The 20,641-nt window shown below is 40.8% G+C and carries 19 protein-coding genes; 15 read left to right on the top strand and 4 right to left on the bottom strand.

All coding sequences use genetic code 11. The annotated features are described in order from the left end of the window. Both BM739_RS15830 and suhB read right to left on the bottom strand, forming a co-directional pair. The coding region (locus tag BM739_RS15830) for a transposase domain-containing protein (RefSeq protein WP_175609480.1) at nucleotides 1–217 on the bottom strand (217 nt) is incomplete at its 3' end. A 114-nt stretch (nucleotides 218–331) separates the two neighbouring features. Beyond that, nucleotides 332–1,135 (bottom strand): inositol-1-monophosphatase, encoded by an 804-nt coding sequence (gene suhB / locus BM739_RS15825; protein WP_076542340.1) that lies wholly within the window; start codon nucleotides 1,133–1,135, stop codon nucleotides 332–334. 150 nt (nucleotides 1,136–1,285) lie between these two features. On the opposite strand from suhB, the gene trmJ reads away from it, so the two are divergent. The 12 genes from trmJ to BM739_RS15765 all read left to right on the top strand — a co-directional run bounded on the left by trmJ (nucleotide 1,286) and on the right by BM739_RS15765 (nucleotide 16,167). Next, entirely contained in the window at nucleotides 1,286–2,023 is a 738-nt protein-coding gene (gene trmJ / locus BM739_RS15820) for a tRNA (cytosine(32)/uridine(32)-2'-O)-methyltransferase TrmJ (protein ID WP_076542326.1), read from the top strand. A 24-nt stretch (nucleotides 2,024–2,047) separates the two neighbouring features. Further along, a complete protein-coding gene (cysE, locus tag BM739_RS15815) occupies nucleotides 2,048–2,869 on the top strand; it encodes a serine O-acetyltransferase (protein ID WP_076542324.1) in 822 nt (273 codons plus the stop codon). Nucleotides 2,870–3,181: 312 nt separating this feature from the next. Further along, complete coding sequence (iscR, locus tag BM739_RS15810) at nucleotides 3,182–3,643, top strand: Fe-S cluster assembly transcriptional regulator IscR (protein WP_076542338.1); 462 nt, start codon at nucleotides 3,182–3,184, stop codon at nucleotides 3,641–3,643. A 79-nt stretch (nucleotides 3,644–3,722) separates the two neighbouring features. After that, nucleotides 3,723–4,937 carry an IscS subfamily cysteine desulfurase gene (locus tag BM739_RS15805; RefSeq protein WP_076542322.1) on the top strand — a complete coding sequence of 405 codons (1,215 nt, stop codon included), beginning with the start codon at nucleotides 3,723–3,725 and terminating at the stop codon, nucleotides 4,935–4,937. A 39-nt stretch (nucleotides 4,938–4,976) separates the two neighbouring features. Further along, nucleotides 4,977–5,360, top strand: a complete 384-nt coding sequence (gene iscU / locus BM739_RS15800) for a Fe-S cluster assembly scaffold IscU (protein ID WP_076542320.1) — start codon at nucleotides 4,977–4,979, stop codon at nucleotides 5,358–5,360. A 14-nt stretch (nucleotides 5,361–5,374) separates the two neighbouring features. After that, entirely contained in the window at nucleotides 5,375–5,698 is a 324-nt protein-coding gene (gene iscA / locus BM739_RS15795) for an iron-sulfur cluster assembly protein IscA (RefSeq protein WP_076542318.1), read from the top strand. A 60-nt stretch (nucleotides 5,699–5,758) separates the two neighbouring features. Further along, complete coding sequence (hscB, locus tag BM739_RS15790) at nucleotides 5,759–6,283, top strand: co-chaperone HscB (RefSeq protein ID WP_076542315.1); 525 nt, start codon at nucleotides 5,759–5,761, stop codon at nucleotides 6,281–6,283. Between the two features lie 88 nt (nucleotides 6,284–6,371). After that, the gene (gene hscA / locus BM739_RS15785; RefSeq protein WP_076542312.1) at nucleotides 6,372–8,234 is read left to right on the top strand and encodes a Fe-S protein assembly chaperone HscA; all 1,863 of its coding nucleotides are present in this window, start codon (nucleotides 6,372–6,374) and stop codon (nucleotides 8,232–8,234) included. Between the two features lie 8 nt (nucleotides 8,235–8,242). Continuing rightward, a complete protein-coding gene (fdx, locus tag BM739_RS15780; protein ID WP_076542310.1) occupies nucleotides 8,243–8,578 on the top strand; it encodes an ISC system 2Fe-2S type ferredoxin in 336 nt (111 codons plus the stop codon). A 445-nt stretch (nucleotides 8,579–9,023) separates the two neighbouring features. After that, the gene (gene ndk, locus BM739_RS15775) at nucleotides 9,024–9,455 is read left to right on the top strand and encodes a nucleoside-diphosphate kinase (RefSeq protein WP_076542308.1); all 432 of its coding nucleotides are present in this window, start codon (nucleotides 9,024–9,026) and stop codon (nucleotides 9,453–9,455) included. Between the two features lie 882 nt (nucleotides 9,456–10,337). Beyond that, nucleotides 10,338–13,100, top strand: a complete 2,763-nt coding sequence (locus BM739_RS15770) for a TonB-dependent receptor (protein WP_076542307.1) — start codon at nucleotides 10,338–10,340, stop codon at nucleotides 13,098–13,100. Nucleotides 13,101–13,527: 427 nt separating this feature from the next. Next, nucleotides 13,528–16,167 (top strand): TonB-dependent receptor, encoded by a 2,640-nt coding sequence (locus BM739_RS15765; RefSeq protein ID WP_076542305.1) that lies wholly within the window; start codon nucleotides 13,528–13,530, stop codon nucleotides 16,165–16,167. Nucleotides 16,168–16,330: 163 nt separating this feature from the next. Here BM739_RS15765 and BM739_RS15760 read toward each other — a convergent pair whose 3' ends face one another. Together BM739_RS15760 and BM739_RS15755 are read right to left on the bottom strand one after the other, a co-directional pair. Further along, complete coding sequence (locus BM739_RS15760) at nucleotides 16,331–16,693, bottom strand: TraR/DksA C4-type zinc finger protein (RefSeq protein ID WP_076542304.1); 363 nt, start codon at nucleotides 16,691–16,693, stop codon at nucleotides 16,331–16,333. A gap of 333 nt (nucleotides 16,694–17,026) precedes the next feature. Next, entirely contained in the window at nucleotides 17,027–17,983 is a 957-nt protein-coding gene (locus BM739_RS15755; protein WP_076542303.1) for a tRNA-dihydrouridine synthase, read from the bottom strand. A gap of 316 nt (nucleotides 17,984–18,299) precedes the next feature. On the opposite strand from BM739_RS15755, the gene BM739_RS15750 reads away from it, so the two are divergent. The 3 genes from BM739_RS15750 to BM739_RS15740 all read left to right on the top strand — a co-directional run bounded on the left by BM739_RS15750 (nucleotide 18,300) and on the right by BM739_RS15740 (nucleotide 20,485). Further along, on the top strand, nucleotides 18,300–18,734 hold the full coding sequence (locus tag BM739_RS15750) for a hypothetical protein (RefSeq protein WP_076542301.1): 435 nt from the start codon (nucleotides 18,300–18,302) through the stop codon (nucleotides 18,732–18,734). 168 nt (nucleotides 18,735–18,902) lie between these two features. Next, the gene (locus BM739_RS15745; protein WP_076542300.1) at nucleotides 18,903–19,736 is read left to right on the top strand and encodes a DUF692 domain-containing protein; all 834 of its coding nucleotides are present in this window, start codon (nucleotides 18,903–18,905) and stop codon (nucleotides 19,734–19,736) included. Continuing rightward, on the top strand, nucleotides 19,736–20,485 hold the full coding sequence (locus BM739_RS15740) for a DUF2063 domain-containing protein (protein ID WP_076542298.1): 750 nt from the start codon (nucleotides 19,736–19,738) through the stop codon (nucleotides 20,483–20,485). Before BM739_RS15745 ends, BM739_RS15740 begins: the two co-directional genes overlap by 1 nt. Nucleotides 20,486–20,641: the final 156 nt, after the last annotated feature.

Below are 20,641 nucleotides of genomic sequence, written 5' to 3'. Positions count from 1 at the left end.
TGCAGACTTCTTTTATGGATTGATTACGGATTAATCCCATCCACAGCACGAGCCAGACGGCTTGCTGCGCAGGCAAACGACGATTACGGATACTTGCCTTGTTGGCTGAAAGTAATGATTGTTCTATCCACTGTGAATCGATAGCCTCCATTACAGAAGCATAATCTCCACTTTCTTCTACTGACTCATGAACTAACTCAAGCTCTTGCGCAAACATAAAAAAATCCCTACCAGAATACTGGTAGGGATTATCATTCATCTGCAGGATCGTTCAAGTGTTCTTAACCGATCGGCATTAGCCATAAAAGGCGGCTTTTAACATTAATTGAAATTAGCGTTTTAAGCCTTCATTTAATAAAGGACGCATAATTTTAACTAATTCAGAAGTCACTTTAGGAGAACCAGCAACAATATTACCTGAAGTCATATAGTTATGGTTACCGGTAAAGTCAGCTACAGTACCGCCAGCTTCACGACAGATTAAGTCGCCTGCTGCGATGTCCCAAGGCTTAAGACCGATTTCAAAGAAACCGTCAAAACGACCCGCGGCAACATAGGCTAAATCAAGTGCTGCTGAACCGGTGCGACGAATGTCTGCACATACAGGGAATACTTCACCTAAGATGTTTAGGTAAGATTCAGTGTGTTGGCGTGCTTTGAACGGGAAACCAGTACCAATAATGGTGCCATCAAGTGTTTTAACGTTAGTAACACGTAGACGGAAATCATTAACTTTAGCGCCTTTACCACGAACGGCAGAGAACAGTTCTTCGCGTACAGGATCGTAAACAACGGCAACTTCAATTTTGCCTTTGTATTGAACAGCGATAGAAACTGCGAAATGAGGGATACCACGAACGAAGTTGTTGGTACCATCCAAAGGATCAACTATCCACACATAATCTTTATTGGTGCCACGGTTTTCACCGTTTTCTTCGCCAACAATCGTATGATCTGGGTAAGATTTACGAATTTGGTATGTAATGGTAGATTCAGCTTCCTTGTCTACACTCGTTACAAAGTCATTTAGACCTTTTGAATCAATCTCAACATTGTCGAGTTCAGTGTAGGCGCGCATAATAGTTTGGCCCGCAGCGCGTGCAGCGCGCGTGGCAATAGTCAGCATCGGATGCATAGCAATCCCCTGGATGTTAAAGAACGAATAAATCAGCGGCATATTATACGCTTTTTGACAGTTATATCAAATGCAGATTTTCATATAACGAATTAATTGCTGCTTGTGTTACTATTCCAAAATAGTTTTTTTAAAGAATAAAGTAGTTTCATGCTAAGTAATATACGCGTTGTTTTAGTGGGTACATCACATCCAGGTAATATTGGTTCTACAGCAAGAGCCATGAAAACCATGGGGTTATCAAATTTATATTTGGCTGAACCAAGAGTTGAGCCAGATGGGCAATCTATTGCACTTGCAGCAGGTGCTGCTGATTTAATCCGAGATATCACAATTGTTGATTCTTTAACGGATGCCATCAAAGACTGTAGCTTAGTGATTGCGACCAGTGCCAGAAGTCGTACTTTAGATTGGCCAATGCTGGTGCCAAAAGAAGCCGGCGAAAAGCTTGCGCTTGAAGGGATAAAAGGGCCTGTAGCGATTGTCTTTGGTCGTGAGAACCATGGGTTAAGCAATGAGGAATTACAAGAGTGTCATTATCATGTAGCCATACCAGCAAATCCAGAATATAGCTCATTGAACTTGGCGCAAGCGGTACAAATCATTTGTTATGAAACCCGAATGGCTCACCTTGCCTTAGATGAAAAAGCAACGGTTGAAGAAGAATACCCGTTAGCAGAAGACTTACAGCGTTTTTATGTACACCTTGAGTCAACACTCACAAAAACTAACTTCATTATTAAGAATCATCCAGGGCAGATCATGACCAAACTTAAACGTTTGTTTGCCCGTGCGCGAGTTGAAACTGCAGAGATGAATATCCTGCGCGGTATATTGACTTCAATCGATAAAAAAGTCGCTAAATCAGACGAGCACAAAGATTCATAAAGTTAACCGATTAAGGATTGTGGCATGGGCGTGATAGCACGACTAAAAGAAGATATTGAATCTATATATCACCGCGACCCAGCGGCGAACAGTAGTTTTGAAATATTAATGAACTACCCAGGCATGCAGGCGATTTGGATCCATCGCATCAGTAATAAGCTTTGGAATGCTAAGTGGCGTTTGCTATCTCGATGTTTGTCGACGTTTTCGCGTTGGTTAACAGGCGTAGAAATCCACCCCGGAGCCACTATTGGCCGTCGATTTTTTATCGATCATGGCATGGGCGTTGTCATTGGTGAGACAGCCGAAATTGGCGATGATTGCACGCTATATCATGGCGTTACCTTAGGTGGTACTACATGGCAGGCGGGTAAACGACACCCTACGTTGCAAAACAATGTGGTGATTGGCGCTGGGGCACAAATTCTGGGGCCTATTACTATGCATGATGGCGCCAGAGTCGGCTCAAATTCAGTGGTAGTTAAAGATGTCGCTAAAGACACGACTGTAGTGGGTATTCCCGGACGTGTGGTATCAAGCCCTTCAGCGCAATCGAAAGAACAAACTGAGCGCAGAAGCGCCATGGCGAAAAAATACGGCTTTGATGCTTACGCTGTGTCGCCAGACAACCCAGATCCTGTTGCAAGTGCCATTGGGCAAATGCTTGATCATATGCATTTAATGGACTCTAAAGTACAAGAAATTTGTCAAGCAGTGCAAACCATGGGCGGCGAAGTCTGTACTGAAAAGCTACCAGAGTTGAATGTTGACGACTTTACTGAAGCGGAACAAGAAGCGGCGGAAAAACGTACTCAAGAAATTGATAAGTTTGACCCGATTATATAATCGATAGACTTGAAATTTACTCAATCGATACCCACTTATGTGGGTGTCGATTTTTTATTTCTGCTGTGCAAATTTTAACAACTGCAGCATTTTTGTAAAATAGGACGGATTTATCACAAATTCGGGCTTTTAATAGCTTACTGGCATTGAATCTTGCACTATAAAAAGGTTAAATAGCCCAGCAAATTTTAAGACCTAAATTGTTAGATGTGAACGAGAGATAATACTTGAGTAAATTACTTGGTTAAATACTTGACTAAAATACTCAGGTATGGTGAAATTGCTCTATGGTTTATGGGAGCAAATAACGTTATGAAACTGACATCAAAAGGTCGCTACGCAGTGACAGCTATGCTGGACGTTGCAATTCACTCAGCTACCGGGCCAGTTCCCTTAGCGGATATTTCTGAGAGACAGGGAATATCGCTTTCCTATCTCGAGCAACTTTTCGCCAAGCTTCGTAAACATGGTCTTGTATCAAGCGTTCGTGGTCCTGGTGGCGGTTATCGCCTCGGCCAAGAAGCCAATGATATCTCTGTCGGCATGGTTGTCCATGCTGTTGACGAGTCTGTCGATGCGACTCGTTGTCAGGGAAAAGGGAATTGCCAAAGTGGCACCCGCTGTCTAACCCATTCTTTATGGGGAGACTTAAGTAAACAAATTTCAGATTTCTTAGATGGTATTACACTTGCTGGCTTGATGCACAAACGAGATGTTCAATTTATCTCACTAAAGCAAGATGAAATGCAGAATGAACATAGAGTTAGTTTATAATTTCCTGTTCATATATTGATAACTATTTATATGTACGTTGTTAGTAGCCTCCTTTGGGCTACTCAGTACGGAGTGTATGATGAAGCTTCCTATCTATTTAGACTATGCCGCAACAACCCCAGTCGACAAACGCGTTGCCGACAAGATGGTTCAATTTATGACAATGGACGGTGTGTTTGGTAACCCTGCATCACGTTCTCATCGTTATGGTTGGCAAGCCGAAGAAGCAGTTGATATTGCTCGTAACCAAGTAGCAGATTTAATCAACGCTGATCACCGTGAAATTGTATTTACATCTGGTGCGACTGAATCAAGTAACCTTGCCATTAAAGGTATTGCGCATTTCTATCATAAGAAAGGCAAGCACATCATCACCAGCAAGACAGAACATAAAGCAACCTTAGATGTATGTCGTCAGCTTGAACGCGAAGGTTATGAGGTGACTTACCTTGAACCAAGCGCAAACGGTTTAATTGCATTGTCAATGATTGAAGATGCCATGCGTGAAGACACTATTTTAGTGAGCATCATGCACGTAAACAATGAAATTGGTGTGATTCAAGACATCGAAGCCATTGGCGAGTTATGTCGTTCAAAAGGTATTTTCTTCCATATGGATGCGGCACAAAGTGCGGGTAAATTACCGATTGATGTACAAGCAATTAAAGTTGATTTGATTTCAATTTCTGGCCATAAAATGTATGGGCCAAAAGGCGTAGGTGCATTATATGTGCGCCGTAAGCCTCGTATCCGTTTAGAGTCACAAATGCATGGTGGCGGACATGAACGTGGTATGCGCAGTGGTACATTAGCGACACATCAACTTGTTGGCTTAGGCGAAGCAGCAGCGATTGCTAAGCAAGATATGATTGAAGACAGCGCCCGTATCCTTCGTCTACGTGACAAGTTATGGAATGGCATCAAACATATTGAAGAAACTTATATTAATGGTGACATGCAGCAACGTTATTGCGGCATTTTCAACGTCAGCTTCAACTTTGTTGAAGGCGAGTCATTAATGATGGCGCTTAAAGATTTAGCTGTTTCATCAGGGTCTGCATGTACTTCAGCAAGCCTAGAACCAAGTTACGTATTACGTGCACTAGGTTTAAATGATGAAATGGCACATAGCTCAATTCGCTTCTCAATCGGTCGTTTTACCACTGATGAAGAAATCGAGCATGCAATTAAAGTAATTGATGAATCTATCGGTAAATTACGTGAAATGTCTCCATTATGGGAGATGTTCAAAGATGGTATCGACCTTGATCAAGTTCAATGGGCACATCACTAATATATTATTATCGATAGCGATAAACGGAGCAGAATTGTTATGGCTTACAGCGAAAAAGTAATCGAACATTATGAAAATCCACGTAACGTTGGTTCATTTGATAAAAATGACCCATCAGTGGTAACCGGAATGGTAGGTGCACCTGCATGTGGTGATGTAATGAAATTACAACTTAAAATAGGCGAGAATGGCATCATTGAAGATGCTAAATTCAAAACTTATGGTTGTGGTAGTGCAATTGCATCAAGCTCATTAGTAACAGAATGGGTTAAAGGCAAAACTGTTGAAGAAGCCGCTACGATTAAAAATGCAGATATTGCAGAAGAGTTAGCGCTTCCACCGGTTAAAATCCATTGCTCAATTTTAGCTGAAGATGCTATTAAAGCAGCGTTGGATGAGTACAAATCAAAGCAAGATAAGTAATACCTGGAGTTAAGATGGCAATTACAATGACCCCAGCTGCGGCTGATAGAGTTAAATCTTTTCTAGTAAATCGTGGAAAAGGTTTAGGTTTACGCCTTGGGTTAAGAACATCTGGTTGTTCAGGTATGGCTTATGTCATCGAGTTTGTCGATGAAATTAATGACGACGATGAAGTTTATGAAATCGAAGGCGTTAATATCATCATCGATGCCAAAAGCTTTATTTATCTGCAAGGTATAGAGTTAGATTTTGTTAAAGAAGGCCTAAACGAAGGTTTTCAATTTAACAACCCTAATGCCAAAGGTGAATGTGGTTGTGGTGAAAGTTTCACTGTTTAGTTAATCTATACGATGAAGCTTGTATCGCACATCACCCATGAAAGAGCATGATATCTGCCAATGAATTATTTTGAGTTATTTCAATTTTCACCTTCCTTTGATATCGATATCGCCCAACTTGCAGAACGCTACCGCGAACTGCAACGGGCGGTTCATCCCGATAAATTCGCTAATGGATCTGAGCAACAAAAATTATTATCTGTGCAACGTACCGCACAAGTTAATGATGGTTATCAGACTCTCAAAAATCCGCTTAGACGTGCCGAACATATATTAAGCCTACGCGGGATTGATATAAGCCATGAAACCACCACAGTTAAAGACACTGCATTTTTAATGCAGCAGATGGAATGGCGTGAAGCATTAGAAGATATCGAACACAGCCAGCAACCCGACGAATTAATCAGTGACTTATTTGACTCTTTTGCTGATTTTGAAAAGTCACTCTCGCAAAGCCTTGCTATTTTACTGGTTAAAGACACCGATAATGATAATTTATTAGCGGCAGATCAGATCAGAAAGCTAAAATTTATGGCAAAATTGCAAGATGAGCTCGCTAAAATTGAAGATTCATTACTTGATTAATGGATTGGTAACTTAATGCTCTGTTTTTAACAGGGCATTTTGTTTTAATTTAATCGATGAATGTTCACTAATAAACTATTGGATTACTATGGCCCTTTTTCAAATCGCTGAGCCCGGTCAAAGCGCCGCGCCCCATCAGCATCGTCTCGCTGTTGGTATCGACTTAGGTACCACAAACTCTTTAGTAGCGGCAGTTAGAAGTGGCGAAGCATCAACTTTGGTTGATAGCAACGGACAACATTCTCTTCCTTCGGTTGTTCATTACAATACTGAATCAATTGAAACGGGCATTGATGCACAAGCGCAATCTGCCCAAGATCCTAAAAATACCATTGTGTCAGTTAAACGTTTTATGGGTAGAAGCCTTGCTGATATTCAAGCAAAAGAGCAACAGCTACCATACGACTTTAGCTCAAGTGACAATGGCTTACCGATTTTTAATACTGCGTTTGGCGCTGTTAACCCCGTGCAAGTCTCGGCGGAAATTTTAAAGCCTCTTATCGCTCGCGCCGAGTCGACATTAGGTGGCAATCTTGAAGGTGTGGTGATTACCGTACCGGCTTATTTTGATGATGCCCAGCGTCAAGGCACTAAAGATGCAGCAGAGCTATTAGGCGTAAAAGTATTACGTTTACTCAATGAGCCAACCGCTGCAGCAATTGCTTATGGTTTAGATTCAAAACAAGAAGGTGTAATTGCCATTTACGACTTAGGTGGCGGCACATTTGATATTTCAATACTGCGTCTAAATCGCGGCGTGTTTGAAGTATTGGCTACTGGTGGTGACTCTGCGTTAGGTGGTGATGACTTTGACCATTTATTGCAAGCACATCTGCAGCAAGCTTTTGGTTTAACTGAATTGTCTGCCACCCTTTCACGTCAATTATTGATTGAATCGAGAAGAGTGAAAGAGCACTTAACCACATCTGAAAGCTGCATAGCATCGATCACGTTAGATAATGCTGAGCGTGTAGAAACACAAGTGACTAAAGCTGATTTTGAAGCATTGATTAGTTCACTGGTGAAAAAAACCATTGCCAGTTGTCGCCGCACGTTACGTGATGCTGGTGTCAGCACTGATGAGATTATCGAAACTGTGATGGTTGGTGGTTCAACTCGCGTGCCTTTAGTACGTGAACAAGTTGAAAGTTTCTTTAAGAAAACTCCGTTAACCTCCATTGATCCTGATCGCGTGGTTGCCATTGGCGCTGCGATCCAGGCTGATATTTTGGTGGGTAACAAACCAGAATCTGATTTATTATTACTGGATGTCATTCCATTGTCTTTGGGTATCGAAACTATGGGTGGCCTTATTGAAAAAGTCGTCACCCGTAACACCACCATTCCAGTGGCGCGAGCTCAAGAGTTTACCACCTTTAAAGATGGTCAAACGGCGATGGCATTTCATGTGGTGCAGGGCGAGCGTGAAATGGTTGACGATTGTCGCTCATTAGCGCGCTTTACCCTAAATGGTATTCCTGCGCTTGCAGCAGGCGCTGCGCATATTCGCGTGACCTTCCAAGTGGATGCTGATGGTTTACTTAGCGTAACCGCTATGGAAAAATCAACCGAAGTGAAGACCACGATTCAGGTTAAACCTTCATTTGGCTTATCTGACACTGAAATAGCGACTATGCTAAAAGATTCAATGAAGCATGCTAAAGATGACATTAGCCGTCGTATGCTAGCTGAGCAGCAAGTTGAAGCGTCTCGAGTAGTGGAAACACTAACCGCAGCATTAGCAAAAGATGCGGACTTATTAAACGAGCAAGAGCGCAGTGAGATTTATAGCGCCATTGAACAGTTGCAAGTTACCGCTCAAAGCGATGATACTGACGCGATTGAAAAAGCGATTGAAGCGTTAGATGCACAAACCCAAGAGTTTGCTAATCGTCGTATGGATAATTCAATTCGAACAGCACTGAAAGGTCAGTCTGTCGATAATATATAGGTGAACAAATGCCGCAGTTAGTATTTTTACCCCATGAAGAGCTGTGTCCTGATGGAGCAGTTCTTGAAGCTGAAATTGGCGAAACGATTTTAGACGTTGCTTTAAAAAATGGCATTCATATTGAACATGCTTGTGAAAAGTCATGTGCCTGTACCACTTGTCATTGTATCGTCCGTGAAGGCTTTGATGAGCTAGAAGAAAGCGATGAGTTAGAAGATGACATGCTAGATAAAGCTTGGGGTTTAGAGCCTGAAAGTCGTCTAGCTTGTCAGGCTAAAGTGGTTGATACCGATATGGTTATCGAAATACCTAAATACACTATCAATATGGTCAGTGAAGGCTAGTTTACTTCACTAGCACTGACTGTTTTTAGCTAATGACAGTTTATAGCGTTATTTCAAAGCAGCGGTTTTATGTCTCAACATAGCCGCTGCTTTTTTGCAGCCTGCTTAGGCTAACACGATTGTGCGCTATTCATCATTAACGACAATTTTGCTTTAATCTTCGACTATAAGCTGTCCACATTGAGCTGAGATGATTTTATACATCAGTAGGCTATGCTCATTGCAAGACCCTTGAGCCCCTTAGAGGCTATGCTGCAGAAATATTAAACGGCTTATTATTAAGGGGTTTACTCACGAGCATGCGTTTTATCACAATTTTACTATTACCTTGGTCACATGGTTAGATTTTGATAATGTGACGCCGATAACGCTATGCATTACAGGCTAAATTACGTATAATCCGCGCGAATTTTAAAATATATTTGTTATTTAAAGGAAGCTCACAATGGCGATCGAACGCACTTTTTCAATTATCAAACCAGATGCAGTTGCTAAAAACCACATCGGTGCTATCTACAACCGTTTTGAAACTGCTGGTCTTAAGATCATCGCTTCTAAAATGGTTCACCTAACTAAAGAGCAAGCTGAAGGTTTCTACGCTGAACATAGCGAGCGTCCTTTCTTCGGTGCACTAGTTGCATTCATGACTTCTGGTCCTATCATGGTTCAGACTTTAGAAGGCGAAAACGCTGTTTTAGCTCATCGTGACATTTTGGGTGCGACTAACCCAGCTGAAGCTGCTCCTGGTACTATCCGCGCTGATTTCGCAGAAAGCATTGACGAGAACGCTGCTCACGGTTCTGATTCAGTAGCATCTGCTGAGCGTGAAGTTGCTTACTTCTTCAGTGCAGAAGAGTTGTGTGCTCGCACACGCTAAATTCTACATTGAATTAAAAAAGGAGCCTTAGGCTCCTTTTTTTTGCTGTGGATCCACCTGCAGGTTATTTGCTAAGCCAATAGTTGAAGCTATTGTTAGTCTTTGTTACAACGATCTTACTTTTCCAAATCGCTAAATCGCTAAATCGCTAAATCGCTAAATCGCTAAATCGCCAAATCACCAAGCACTTTACTGTGAAACGTAATCATCAACTCTAAATCTAACCTTTCCAAACAACTCGATTGCTAATTTTCTATCAATAATTGCTCTACAAGCACAGCGCCAGTTTTGAATTTAAGTGCGCACTTTGTTACTTCAGGGGGCCTAATGGGCTTAAATTCAGTTCGGGGCTAATGATGCCCAATCGCAAAAACATCGCTAAATATCCAAGTGCAATGTTAACTCAGTCTGTACAACTCATATTCAAATAAATGTTAATCATGAGAAGTATTGTTAATTTCTATAACTTTATTTAATTAATATTTATGAAACTTAGGTTGATAAAATGTTAATTATGTATTCACTTTGTTTTCTGTGTTAAATAATATAAGTCGCCCCAACTTGGCGCGGGTAATAATAGCTTGTTTAATGATCGGGTTTAATGTCTTTGTTAACTTATTTGTAACCTATGTATTAGTTGTATTTTCTTTAATTAGGACTTCTCTTTGTAAGTTATTGATTTAAATTTGATTATTTTTTTGTTTATTTATATTGAAGTGAATTATGTATCCGCACTTGTGTGGTTGGTTGTTTATTTGTAAAAGATGTTGACTAATGCGTTTTTATTTAACAATATCACTCTCAGTTAATAAGAAAGATTAACTAAAAAATAATAAATATAACGTTGTGATTTATTTTAATCATTGCGAAGGGAGTATAATAATGAGTTCATTATCTTTAACTGCTAAGGCTATTCGCCGTGGCTTATTTACTGTAGCTGCAACTGCGGTCGCAACAACTTCAACTTTCTCTGTAAGCGCTGCAGAAGAAGCTCAAGTTGAAAAAGTAGAGCGTATTGCCGTTACTGGTTCTCGCATTAAACGTACAGATATGGAATCGGCGAGTCCGTTAACCGTTATTGACGCTTCAGCAATTATTGCCTCAGGCGCCACTTCTATTGATGACGTATTACAAAAAATGACCGCTTCTGGCGGCGCAATGACTAATGCTGCCGTAAACAACGGTTCTGGCGGTAATGCTCGTGTTAACTTACGTGGTTTAGGTTCTAACCGTACCTTAGTTCTTGTTAACGGCCGTCGTATGATTGCATCGGGTACTGGCGCTGCATCTTCAGTTGATTTAAACACAATCCCTGTTTCAATGATCCAACGTGTTGAAGTATTAAAAGACGGCGCATCAGCTGTTTATGGTACTGATGCTATCGCTGGTGTTGTTAACGTAATCTTAAAACGTGATTTTGATGGTTTTGAACTAAATGTTCAAACCGGTATGTCAGGTCAAGGCGATGCAGATGAATCAAGCATTGACTTCACTATGGGTAATACTTTCGATAAAGGTAACGTTGTAATCAACGCGCAGTACACTAAGCGTGGCGATGCAAGCCAAGCTGATCGTGACTTCTCAGACTGTCCAATTGCAGAAGGTGCTGATGGCCTATATTGTGCTGGTAGTTCATATTCTGAAGGTGGTCACATTTGGGGTGATTACCTACATAACATGACCAAGAGTGGTACAGATGAAGATGGCAACGCTATCAGCATCATTGGTGATGCAGGCAAATATGGTCAGTATGTTGCTAATGAAAAAGGCGAGGCTGAATTTGAATATTTTGATGGCATATCTGAAGCCGACCTAAGTGGTTTAGGTGGTGAATACCACGAGTTCACAAATGATGATCGCTATAACTATGCTAAAGATAGTTTCTTATCTACACCAATGGAACGTTTAAACCTAAGTTTTGCTGGTACTTACGAGCTATCAGATAACATTATGTTCTTCTCTGAAGCTATGTATGCTAAACGTTGGTCTGATCAACAAATGGCGCCACAGCCAATTTGGAACGGTTCTCCTTGGGAATACAAGCCTATGGCCGATGGCGGCTTTATGACTGATGACTTGTTACCATGGGTAGAATCGGGTGAAAAGTTAAGCTATGGTCGTCGTATGGTTGAGTCAGGTTCTCGTGACTTTTCACAAGTTGTCGATACTATTCGTTTAGTAGTTGGGCTTGAAGGTGAGTTTGAAAACGGTTGGACTTGGGATGCGTCTTACAACAAAGGTAAGAATGACTCAGTTGATACACTCGCAAACTTACACAACATTGGTTCAATCAATGACGCTGTTTTAGAAGGCAGTTTTGATCCATTCCTACAGTCTTCTTGGATGGGCGATAGCATTGCACCATTTATTTACACTGAAGTTAACTCTGGTGGCAGTGAGTTAGATATCGCTGCAGCATCACTTGCTGGTGACATTGTCGATTTACCTGCCGGTACTATGGGCTTTGCTGCAGGTTACGAGTTCCGTAAAGAATCTGCTTACTACACGCCTGATTCACTCACTGCGCAAGGTTTAGCTAACGACCCACGTGTTGAAGCTACAGCCGGTTCATTTGATGTTAATGAGTTTTATGCTGAATTGGCTATCCCATTATTAAGTGGTTTACCTTTGGCTGAGCAAGTTGACTTAAGTGCAGCTATTCGTTACTTCGATTACAGCACTTTTGGTTCTGATAATACTTGGAAGTTAGGTTTAACTTGGCGTTTATTTGATGACTTAATGGTTCGTGGTGTGCAATCAACAGCATTCCGTGCTCCAACTGTATCTGAGTTATACGGTGGTAAGTCTCCTTCATTTGACCAAATTGTTCACCCTGCAACAGATCAAGATCAAGCAGAAGTGACAGTCGGTGGTAACGAGCTACTAACCCCAGAAGAAGCAGATATCACCACTATTGGTTTAGTATACTCACCAAGCTTTGTTGAAGGTTTGTCATTAACTGTTGATTACTACGATATTCAAATCAGCAACACAATTACTTCAGTTGATTCTAACTATGTCGCTAATCAGTGTTTAGATGAGAATGGTAATACTATCAATACAGGTACTGCATTATGTCAATCAGCTAATATCTCAATAGATGCTACTGGTCGTATTAAGTTTGACAATGGTTTACAAAACATCGGTGAAACTAACACAGCAGGTTATGACGTAAACATTGCTTATACTTTCGACGCGCTAGGTTTAGATTGGAAAGCAGGTCTTGATACTTCTATCTTAGATACCTATGAAGAATTTGACCAAGACGGCAATGCAGTTGATTACAAAGGCTTCATTACTGGTGGTGTTGGTGCTTATGCTGAATTTAAAACCAACTTCAACTTAACGGCAGCTGGTGATGATTGGTCAGCTACTTATGAAGCGCGTTACATTGATGGTATGGACTCATTTGCTTGTAAGGATGACCCTGCTGATTGTTATGCACCGTCTGTTGATTCAATCGTTTATCACGATATCTCAGCATCATACGATGTGACTAACAATGTAAGATTATCTGGTGGTGTGAACAACCTACTAGATGAAGAGCCACCTTACTATACTGGTAACAATGACTCTAATACCGATCCATACACTTATGATGTACTAGGTCGTTACTTCTTCGTTAGAGCAAGCGTTAAGTTTTAAGCTAACGTTTATAAGATAATTTGTTTGTCTTAATGAAAACCCCAACCATTCATTTGGTTGGGGTTTTGTTTTATCTATAGAACAATCCCTTATCCTTTACTGACCTTTCTTTGCAGTGTTACCAGCAGTTAATTTTTTAAACTCTTTCTTATCAATTGAAATGACATGTATCAACTGTTTTGCTTAAAGGCTTTGTTTTTGGTGGGTGGTCGTAAGTTGCTGTTTAATGGTGTTATTTTGTGTTTTACTCGTTTGTTTGAGCGAGTCTCTGTATCAATTTGTGCTCTTGCGGTTAAAAAGCTGTGACTAATGTTGAAGATTAAGCGTTGATTTAACAGTATCAAATCGAGGTTTTAACTTCGGTATAACCAAATAAAACAATAATAAGTCAATGCGTTAGTAATATTTAACGTCCAGGGAGATTTACATGAGTACAATGACATTAACAGCAAGAGCGATCCGTCGCGGTTTGCTTGCAGCAGCTGCCACATCAGTTGCGTTTTCGGGGGTCGCTTTTGCAGAAGAAGCGGCTGAAAAAGTAGAGCGTATAGAAGTAACAGGTTCACGTATCAAGCAAGTTGATATGGAAACAGTATCACCAGTAACAGTCATTGATGCGGCAGCAATTGCGATGACGGGCGAAAAAACAGTTGCTGACGTTTTAAACAACTCTGCAATTAACAGTTTTGGCTCATGGCGTGGTGTGTCAGGTTTTGGTGCAGGTGCTAGCTCAACAAGTGGTGTTAACCTTCGTGGTTTAGGTGAATCTGCAACATTAGTATTGCTTGATGGTCGTCGTATGCCTGGTACCAGTTCAAGCTCTGGTGCGTCTGCTGATACTTCATCAATCCCTATGTCTATCGTAGAACGTATTGAAATTCTTCGTGATGGTGCCTCAGCAGTTTATGGTTCAGATGCTGTAGCAGGTGTTATTAACATCATCACTAAAAAAGAGTTTGAAGGCGTTCAACTTGATTATAGCTATGAGATGCCAGAGGTAGAAGGCGGCGATGCTAATCGTTTATCAATTGCCACAGGTTTTAATACTGATAAAGGCAATATCACTTTAACTTACGAATATTATGACACGAAAGCTGTAATGGATCGTGATATTTGGAACATGGATGATCCAACTTATGGCGCTTACAGTACATTTAGTTCTGTGCCAAACTATAAAACTGCTGATTCAGGCTGGATGAGCAATAAAGATATATGTGAGCAAACAGATAACACCGTTGTATCTGGTGACGCATGTGTATATAGCTACGGTGCAGTAACTAAATTGTTCGGAGATGTGACTCGTAATTCACTCTTATCTAATTTTAGCTACGATATTACAGACGATATTCAATTTCGTGGTCGTGCATCTGCATCACTTGCTGAAACTGAAACACGCTTTGCAGGAACACCTGTATCTACCAATATTCCGACTATGAGTGCAGATAATATATATAACCCAACAGGTGAAGATATCACTGCAATTCGTATGCGTTCAGTACAAATTGGTGAGCGTGACACGCTAACCGAAACGAATAACTTCGATATTTTAGCAGGGCTTGTCGGTTTTGTTGATGTCGGGAATGGTTTGGATTGGGAAGCCAATGTTCAGCATTCAACTTCAACTACAAATTCATTCGGCTATAACTTAGTAAATGATAATTTAATCCAGCAAGGTATTGATTCACAGCAGTATGATATTTTTAATACTACTGGTATGAGTTATGCCGACTGGGATGCGCAAATGACAGATTTATATAACAGCGCAGCACATACTGGTGTTTATCAAGGTAAATTTAAAAGTACTCAAGTTGATGGTTTAGTATCCACTTTATTAGTTGATGATGGTGATTTTAGTTTGGCGATGGTTGCCGGTGCAGAATATGAGATGATTGATTTTAAACAAACATCTGATCCTGAATCTGCAGCGGGTATTATTTCAGGTGGTTCAGGTGGTGATGATGTTAATGCAACACGTGATCGTACTGCCGGTTATGTTGAACTGCAAATGGGCTTACCTGCAAACTTCGAAATTTCAGCAGCTTTACGTTATGAGCGTTATGAGCAAGAAGGGCAGCTAACGGGCGCTGGTGGTGATGTGGTAAATACATCTACCTTTGATGCCGTAGTTCCTAAACTTGGTGTTAGCTGGCGTCCAGTTGACAGTTTGTTACTACGTGCAAGCTACGGTGATTCATTCCGCGCACCGAATATGGGTGAAATGTTCTCATCGCAAGCGTTAAGCTTTGAATCTTCAACAGACTTCTTGTGGTGTAACACTCCTGGTAATGATGACACACAATATTGTGATGCTTCTAACCAACATAAAACTTGGTTCGGTGGTAATCCAAATTTAGAAGCTGAAGAAGGTAATTCATTTACTTTAGGTGGTGTATGGAACGTTACTGATAACTGGAACCTTGAGTTATCTTATTACTCAATCACCTATGATAATAAAATTGAATCAGTAGGCGTTTCTGATATTTTACGCGACGAAATACGTGATGGGTCTTCAGATTACGTAACGCGTGATGCCGATGGCAAAATTGCATTTATTGAATCAGGTGTTCGTAACATCGCAACCGTTGAAACTTCAGGTTTAGACTTTGTGACTGGTTACAATCTAGAAACTGGCTTCGGTGATTTCAAATTCAAAGCTGAATTATCTCACGTACTAGATTTCAACAAACAAGACAATGCAGAATCAGAAATGATCGATTATGCAGGTCTTGTAGATAGTCCAGACTTACGTGGTAACTTCTCTGCTGCATGGAATTATGATGATTTCAGCGCTGCATGGACAACAGTTTACATTGGCAGTCAATCTGCTCAGTACTACCGTGATTTATATGAGTGGGATGGTTATCAAGACTATGCAACTTATATCAAGCACAATGTACAGTTTGGTTATAACCACTCAATGAATGGTTCAATCACAGTCGGTGTTAACAACGTCTTTGATAAAGAAGGCTCTAATTGGTATGACTATGCTGACTACCGTGACGTGTCAGTAGGTTTATACGATGTATTAGGCCGTACCTATTATGTTCGTTTAAGTCAAAGTTTCTAAGATAGTTTCTCCTCCCTGAAACCCAAAAACCTCCGCTTGCGGAGGTTTTTTTTATTTGCGAATAACAACTTTTTGCTTGATTGGACTATAAATCTGCTTTGGATCATAAATGACGATGAATTGCTATCAAGAACAGAAAGCACTTAAAACCATTCATCAAGCTTTAATGACTCAACTTAAGCTCATGGCGATGCTGTTGGTTGTACTTTTCAGCGCAATGAGCACAGCGCTGCTCAGTGGGATCGGCGGCCAAACGCTCAGCTTCAATGTCAGACTCGCAGTCAGAACATAAACCATATAGGCCAAGTTCAAGTTGGCAAAGAGCGGCATCAAGACGGGTTAGTTGTCCAAATAGCGGGGTGTCAGTTAATCGCTGCTCACTCATGAGTTCAATCAACTCGGTCAAACTCATATTAAATTGAACTTGAGCAGAAGGCTGAGTTTGTTGGTTTAATTGATGTACAAGTTCATATTTTAACTGTGCTTCTCGTTGCAATAATATTTGTTGTACGTCTTGAGTGTTCACAAGATCACCTAATTAGTTTGTTCATTACACTGATTATCCAGTCTACCGTTAATCAATATGCTTACTATGATGGAGATCAATTGAGAGTTAATTTGGGATTTCAGTATTAGGCTTTATTTATATAGTGTGAACTAAGTAGGTAACTAAACGCGCAAAATCTTATATTTTGAGCTGTAAATTAAGCGAGATAGCGAAGGGGGTAGCTCAATGATGGTCTGTATGAGGGCAAATTGCTGACTCAAAAAGAATAATGCAGTTTGTTTAACCGAAAACCCATCACAGAAATGAGTTCTCAGTTAATGAAAGCTGTTAATGCTAAAGAGACTGCTTAAGTTAGCCGTTAGTCGCTAACTGTTGTTCATGGGCTTTTTCTAAAATAGCAATGATATCTTCTGCGGTTTTAAGCACTCTTAACTCTCTGAACAACACATCAGCTTCAGGGTACTGTTTATTCAGGTAAGTAAACCACTGTTTCACCCGGGCAGGGTAATAATCGATTTTCTTGTTAATCAATTGCTTTTGGGTGTAGTTCAATAACAAATTTAGCGTTTGTGACCAAGTATAGGGCGCTTCATCGCCTTTTATGGTTGCAGCAAGGTTTGGCAGAGACATCGCGCCGCGCCCCAGCATTATGCTGTCACAGCCTGTAACTGCCATGCAGCGCTTGGCATCATCACTGCTCCAGATCTCACCGTTGGCAATAATAGGAATGGGTAAGCGCTCACGCACCTCGGTTATGTATTCCCAATAAGCTGGCGGTTTATAGCCGTCAGTCTTACTGCGAGCATGAATCGCAAGCTCAGTGGCACCCGCTTCATACACCGCAATGGCGTTTTCCATAAATAACGATTTATCTTCGTAACCAAGACGGATTTTAGCGGTTACGGCTTGATCAGCCGGCACGGCATCACGCATTGCTTTGACAATGTCGTGTATTTTATCTGGGTATTGCAGTAATACTGCGCCGCCATTGCTGCGGTTAACCATTTTAGCGGGGCAGCCAAAGTTAGCATCAACACCGCGTGAGCCTAGCTCGACGGCGCGCTGGGCATTTTCTGCCATCACTTGTGGATGTTGCCCTAATAATTGAATTCTTACCGGGGTGCCTGATGCGGTCAAACCGCCATTACGCAGCTCAGGGCATAATTTATGATAAACCTTCTCAGGAAGTAACTGATTAATCACCCGCACAAATTCGGTTACCACCAAATCATAAGGGTTGATTTCAGATAAAATTTCTCGCATCAAATCATCAATGACGCCTTCCATCGGAGCTAAGACTACGCGCACAGTACTACCTGGTTAACTATAAAAGGAGCGCTATTCTAGCGAGTTTAATTTTTTATACAAATTCATTTCAAAAGTTTGAATTCACAGCTTGTCACTACAACTGAATATTTAATCATTAATATCAAGTTGATAGATAAATATTTTGTTCTATCCTTAGTCATTAGAAATGTTATCTAGCAACATTTTTTGAAAATAATGATGATTTAGATCAATTTTTGTGAAATAAAAGTAACCAGTTGTAGGTCTATTCATCTGTAAGCCAGCACTGTTTGTTGTTGGTCACTAATATTAAGTTTCACATTAAAGGAAAATTATTATGAACTCAGTAAAGCAAACAACAGTCGCATTGGCATTAGGTGCAGTCGTATTAACTGCTGGCGTATCAACCTCTGTAGAGGCTAATCCATTTGGTTTTGAGCAAATGAATTCAGGCTACCAGTTAGATGGCGGCGATAAAAAAGCAAAAGAAGGCAAGTGCGGTGAAGGTAAATGCGGCGGCGATATGAAAAAAGCTGCAGGCAAAGCTGCTGAAGGTAAATGTGGCGAAGGCAAGTGCGGCGGCGACATGAAAAAAGCCAAAGAAGGTAAATGTGGTGAAGGTAAGTGTGGCGGCGATATGAAAAAAGCTGCAGGTAAAGCCGCAGAAGGTAAATGTGGTGAAGGCAAGTGCGGCGGCGAAATGAAAAAAGCGGCTGAAGGTAAAGCCAAAGAAGGCAAGTGCGGTGAAGGTAAGTGTGGTGGTGCTAAATAATTAATCTGATTATTAGCAGGCTGATTTAGCAGCAGAAATCGTTTTATAGCTTTCATGCCGATTAAATCTACGCCAATATAAGGCCTGTTATACAGGCCTTTTTAGTTGGTAACTTTCATTAATTTAACTGATTAATTTAACTGATTAATTGTGTGTTTGAGGTGATTTATGGCAAAACAAGCAACAGTGGGACTGGGTTTACGCCGAGAGATGCTTGATGAGTTTTGTCAGCATGTGCCAGATGAAATAAACTTTTTTGAAGTGGCGCCTGAAAACTGGATGACCTTAGGTGGTAAGTTTGGCAAACAGTTCAGGCAGCTGACTGAGCAACATGAATTCTTTTGTCATGGCTTATCCTTATCTATTGGCAGCCCACATGCGTTAGATACCGAGTTTGTTAAGCAAATAAAACACTTTTTAGATAGCCATCAAATCAATATCTATTCTGAGCACTTAAGTTATTGCTCTGGTAGCGGCCACATGTATGACTTGATGCCGATCCCCTTTACCGAAGAAGCGGTAACCTACGTTGCAAAGCGTATTAACCAAGTTGAAGATATTTTAGAGCGGCCGTTTATTCTAGAAAATGTGTCTTTTTACGCTGCACCTGGGGCGCAAATGAGTGAACAGCAATTTGTTAATGCTGTGCTGGATGAGGCAGATTGTAAGCTGCTGCTTGATGTTAATAATATTTATGTAAACTCGATAAACCATCAATATGATGCCGCTGAATTTCTCAGCTCAATGCCGACCAAGCGGATTGAATATATGCATATTGCGGGTCATTATGAAGAATCAGCCCAGTTAATGGTCGACACCCACGGCGCTGATGTGATTGATCCTGTTTGGCAATTACTGCAACAGAGTTATCAGCAACACGGGGTGTTTCCGACATTATTAGAGCGTGACTTTAATATCCCCAAAACTGCAGAATTACTGCAAGAGATCAATCAAATTCATCGCTATCAACAGGCCGCCAAAGTAATCAAAAGGAGTGCTTAATGGATTTTATTAACACTCAACAAGCCTTTATGGATTATATTCGTGATCCCAGCAAGCCACTGCCACAAGGCATGACATTTGAGCGAATGAATGTTTATCGTGAACTGTTTTTCAATAACATCAATGGCTTTGTGTCAGGCGCGTTTCCGGTACTTAAAAGTCTTTATACTGATGATGCATGGACCAAACTCATTCAACAGTTTTTTGTAAGCTTTGATTGTAAAACTCCCATATTTATTGAAATATCCCAAGAGTTTATCTCTTTTTTGCAAACTCAATATCAGCCTGCGGATTACGACCCTGCCTTTATGCTGGAGCTAGCGCATTACGAATGGTTAGAGTTATATATTGCCACTGTTTTTGATGATGTTAATGAGCTGCCGATTGCCAAAGACTTAATTACCGAGCTGCCGCTAAAGCTGTCAGTGACCGCCACTGTGGCGCAATATCAATATGATGTGCAGCACATCAGTGTCGATTACCAACCCACAGAGCCCAGTGAGCAGGGGCAAAGCTTTTGTGTTTATCGCGATGAACATGATGAAGTTAACTTTTTAAAGTTAAACCCATTAACAGCCCAAGTGTTAGCCTATATTGCTCAAGCAGGGCAATGTTACTTTAATGATGTATTGACATGGCTTACCGAGACCTACCCACAAATGACGCCAGAAACCTTATCTAATGGCTGCTTGCAAATGTTGCAACAATTGGCCGACAAAAGGGTTATCTGTTCGTTAACACAGGCTTAAACAGTGGATAAAACTCCTACTTTATTTGTGGTTTTTATTAAAAGTCTTTTTACATACAATAGCGCGAATTTTGTGATCCAGTTCACGCTGCTGTAAGGCGGCCAACATTACTGTTAGGAAGTAAAAACTATGAGTCATCCGTTTAAAGACCCATTT

Source organism: Shewanella sp. UCD-KL21 (assembly GCF_001957135.1).
GTDB lineage: Bacteria > Pseudomonadota > Gammaproteobacteria > Enterobacterales > Shewanellaceae > Shewanella.
The sequence above is the reverse complement of the archived record's forward strand: the minus strand, read 5'-3'. Positions and strand labels throughout refer to the sequence as shown.

Excerpts from the sequence above, each read along its gene's own strand:
- BM739_RS15750 (WP_076542301.1), top strand. The coding sequence starts at position 18,300 with ATGAACTCAGTAAAGCAAACAACAGTCGCATTGGCATTAGGTGCAGTC.
- BM739_RS15745 (WP_076542300.1), top strand. The coding sequence starts at position 18,903 with ATGGCAAAACAAGCAACAGTGGGACTGGGTTTACGCCGAGAGATGCTT.
- fdx (WP_076542310.1), top strand. The coding sequence starts at position 8,243 with ATGCCGCAGTTAGTATTTTTACCCCATGAAGAGCTGTGTCCTGATGGA.
- iscU (WP_076542320.1), top strand. The coding sequence starts at position 4,977 with ATGGCTTACAGCGAAAAAGTAATCGAACATTATGAAAATCCACGTAAC.
- hscA (WP_076542312.1), top strand. The coding sequence starts at position 6,372 with ATGGCCCTTTTTCAAATCGCTGAGCCCGGTCAAAGCGCCGCGCCCCAT.
- BM739_RS15770 (WP_076542307.1), top strand. The coding sequence starts at position 10,338 with ATGAGTTCATTATCTTTAACTGCTAAGGCTATTCGCCGTGGCTTATTT.
- suhB (WP_076542340.1), bottom strand. The coding sequence starts at position 1,135 with ATGCATCCGATGCTGACTATTGCCACGCGCGCTGCACGCGCTGCGGGC.
- BM739_RS15765 (WP_076542305.1), top strand. The coding sequence starts at position 13,528 with ATGAGTACAATGACATTAACAGCAAGAGCGATCCGTCGCGGTTTGCTT.
- BM739_RS15740 (WP_076542298.1), top strand. The coding sequence starts at position 19,736 with ATGGATTTTATTAACACTCAACAAGCCTTTATGGATTATATTCGTGAT.
- cysE (WP_076542324.1), top strand. The coding sequence starts at position 2,048 with ATGGGCGTGATAGCACGACTAAAAGAAGATATTGAATCTATATATCAC.
- iscA (WP_076542318.1), top strand. The coding sequence starts at position 5,375 with ATGGCAATTACAATGACCCCAGCTGCGGCTGATAGAGTTAAATCTTTT.
- BM739_RS15805 (WP_076542322.1), top strand. The coding sequence starts at position 3,723 with ATGAAGCTTCCTATCTATTTAGACTATGCCGCAACAACCCCAGTCGAC.
- trmJ (WP_076542326.1), top strand. The coding sequence starts at position 1,286 with ATGCTAAGTAATATACGCGTTGTTTTAGTGGGTACATCACATCCAGGT.
- iscR (WP_076542338.1), top strand. The coding sequence starts at position 3,182 with ATGAAACTGACATCAAAAGGTCGCTACGCAGTGACAGCTATGCTGGAC.
- ndk (WP_076542308.1), top strand. The coding sequence starts at position 9,024 with ATGGCGATCGAACGCACTTTTTCAATTATCAAACCAGATGCAGTTGCT.
- hscB (WP_076542315.1), top strand. The coding sequence starts at position 5,759 with ATGAATTATTTTGAGTTATTTCAATTTTCACCTTCCTTTGATATCGAT.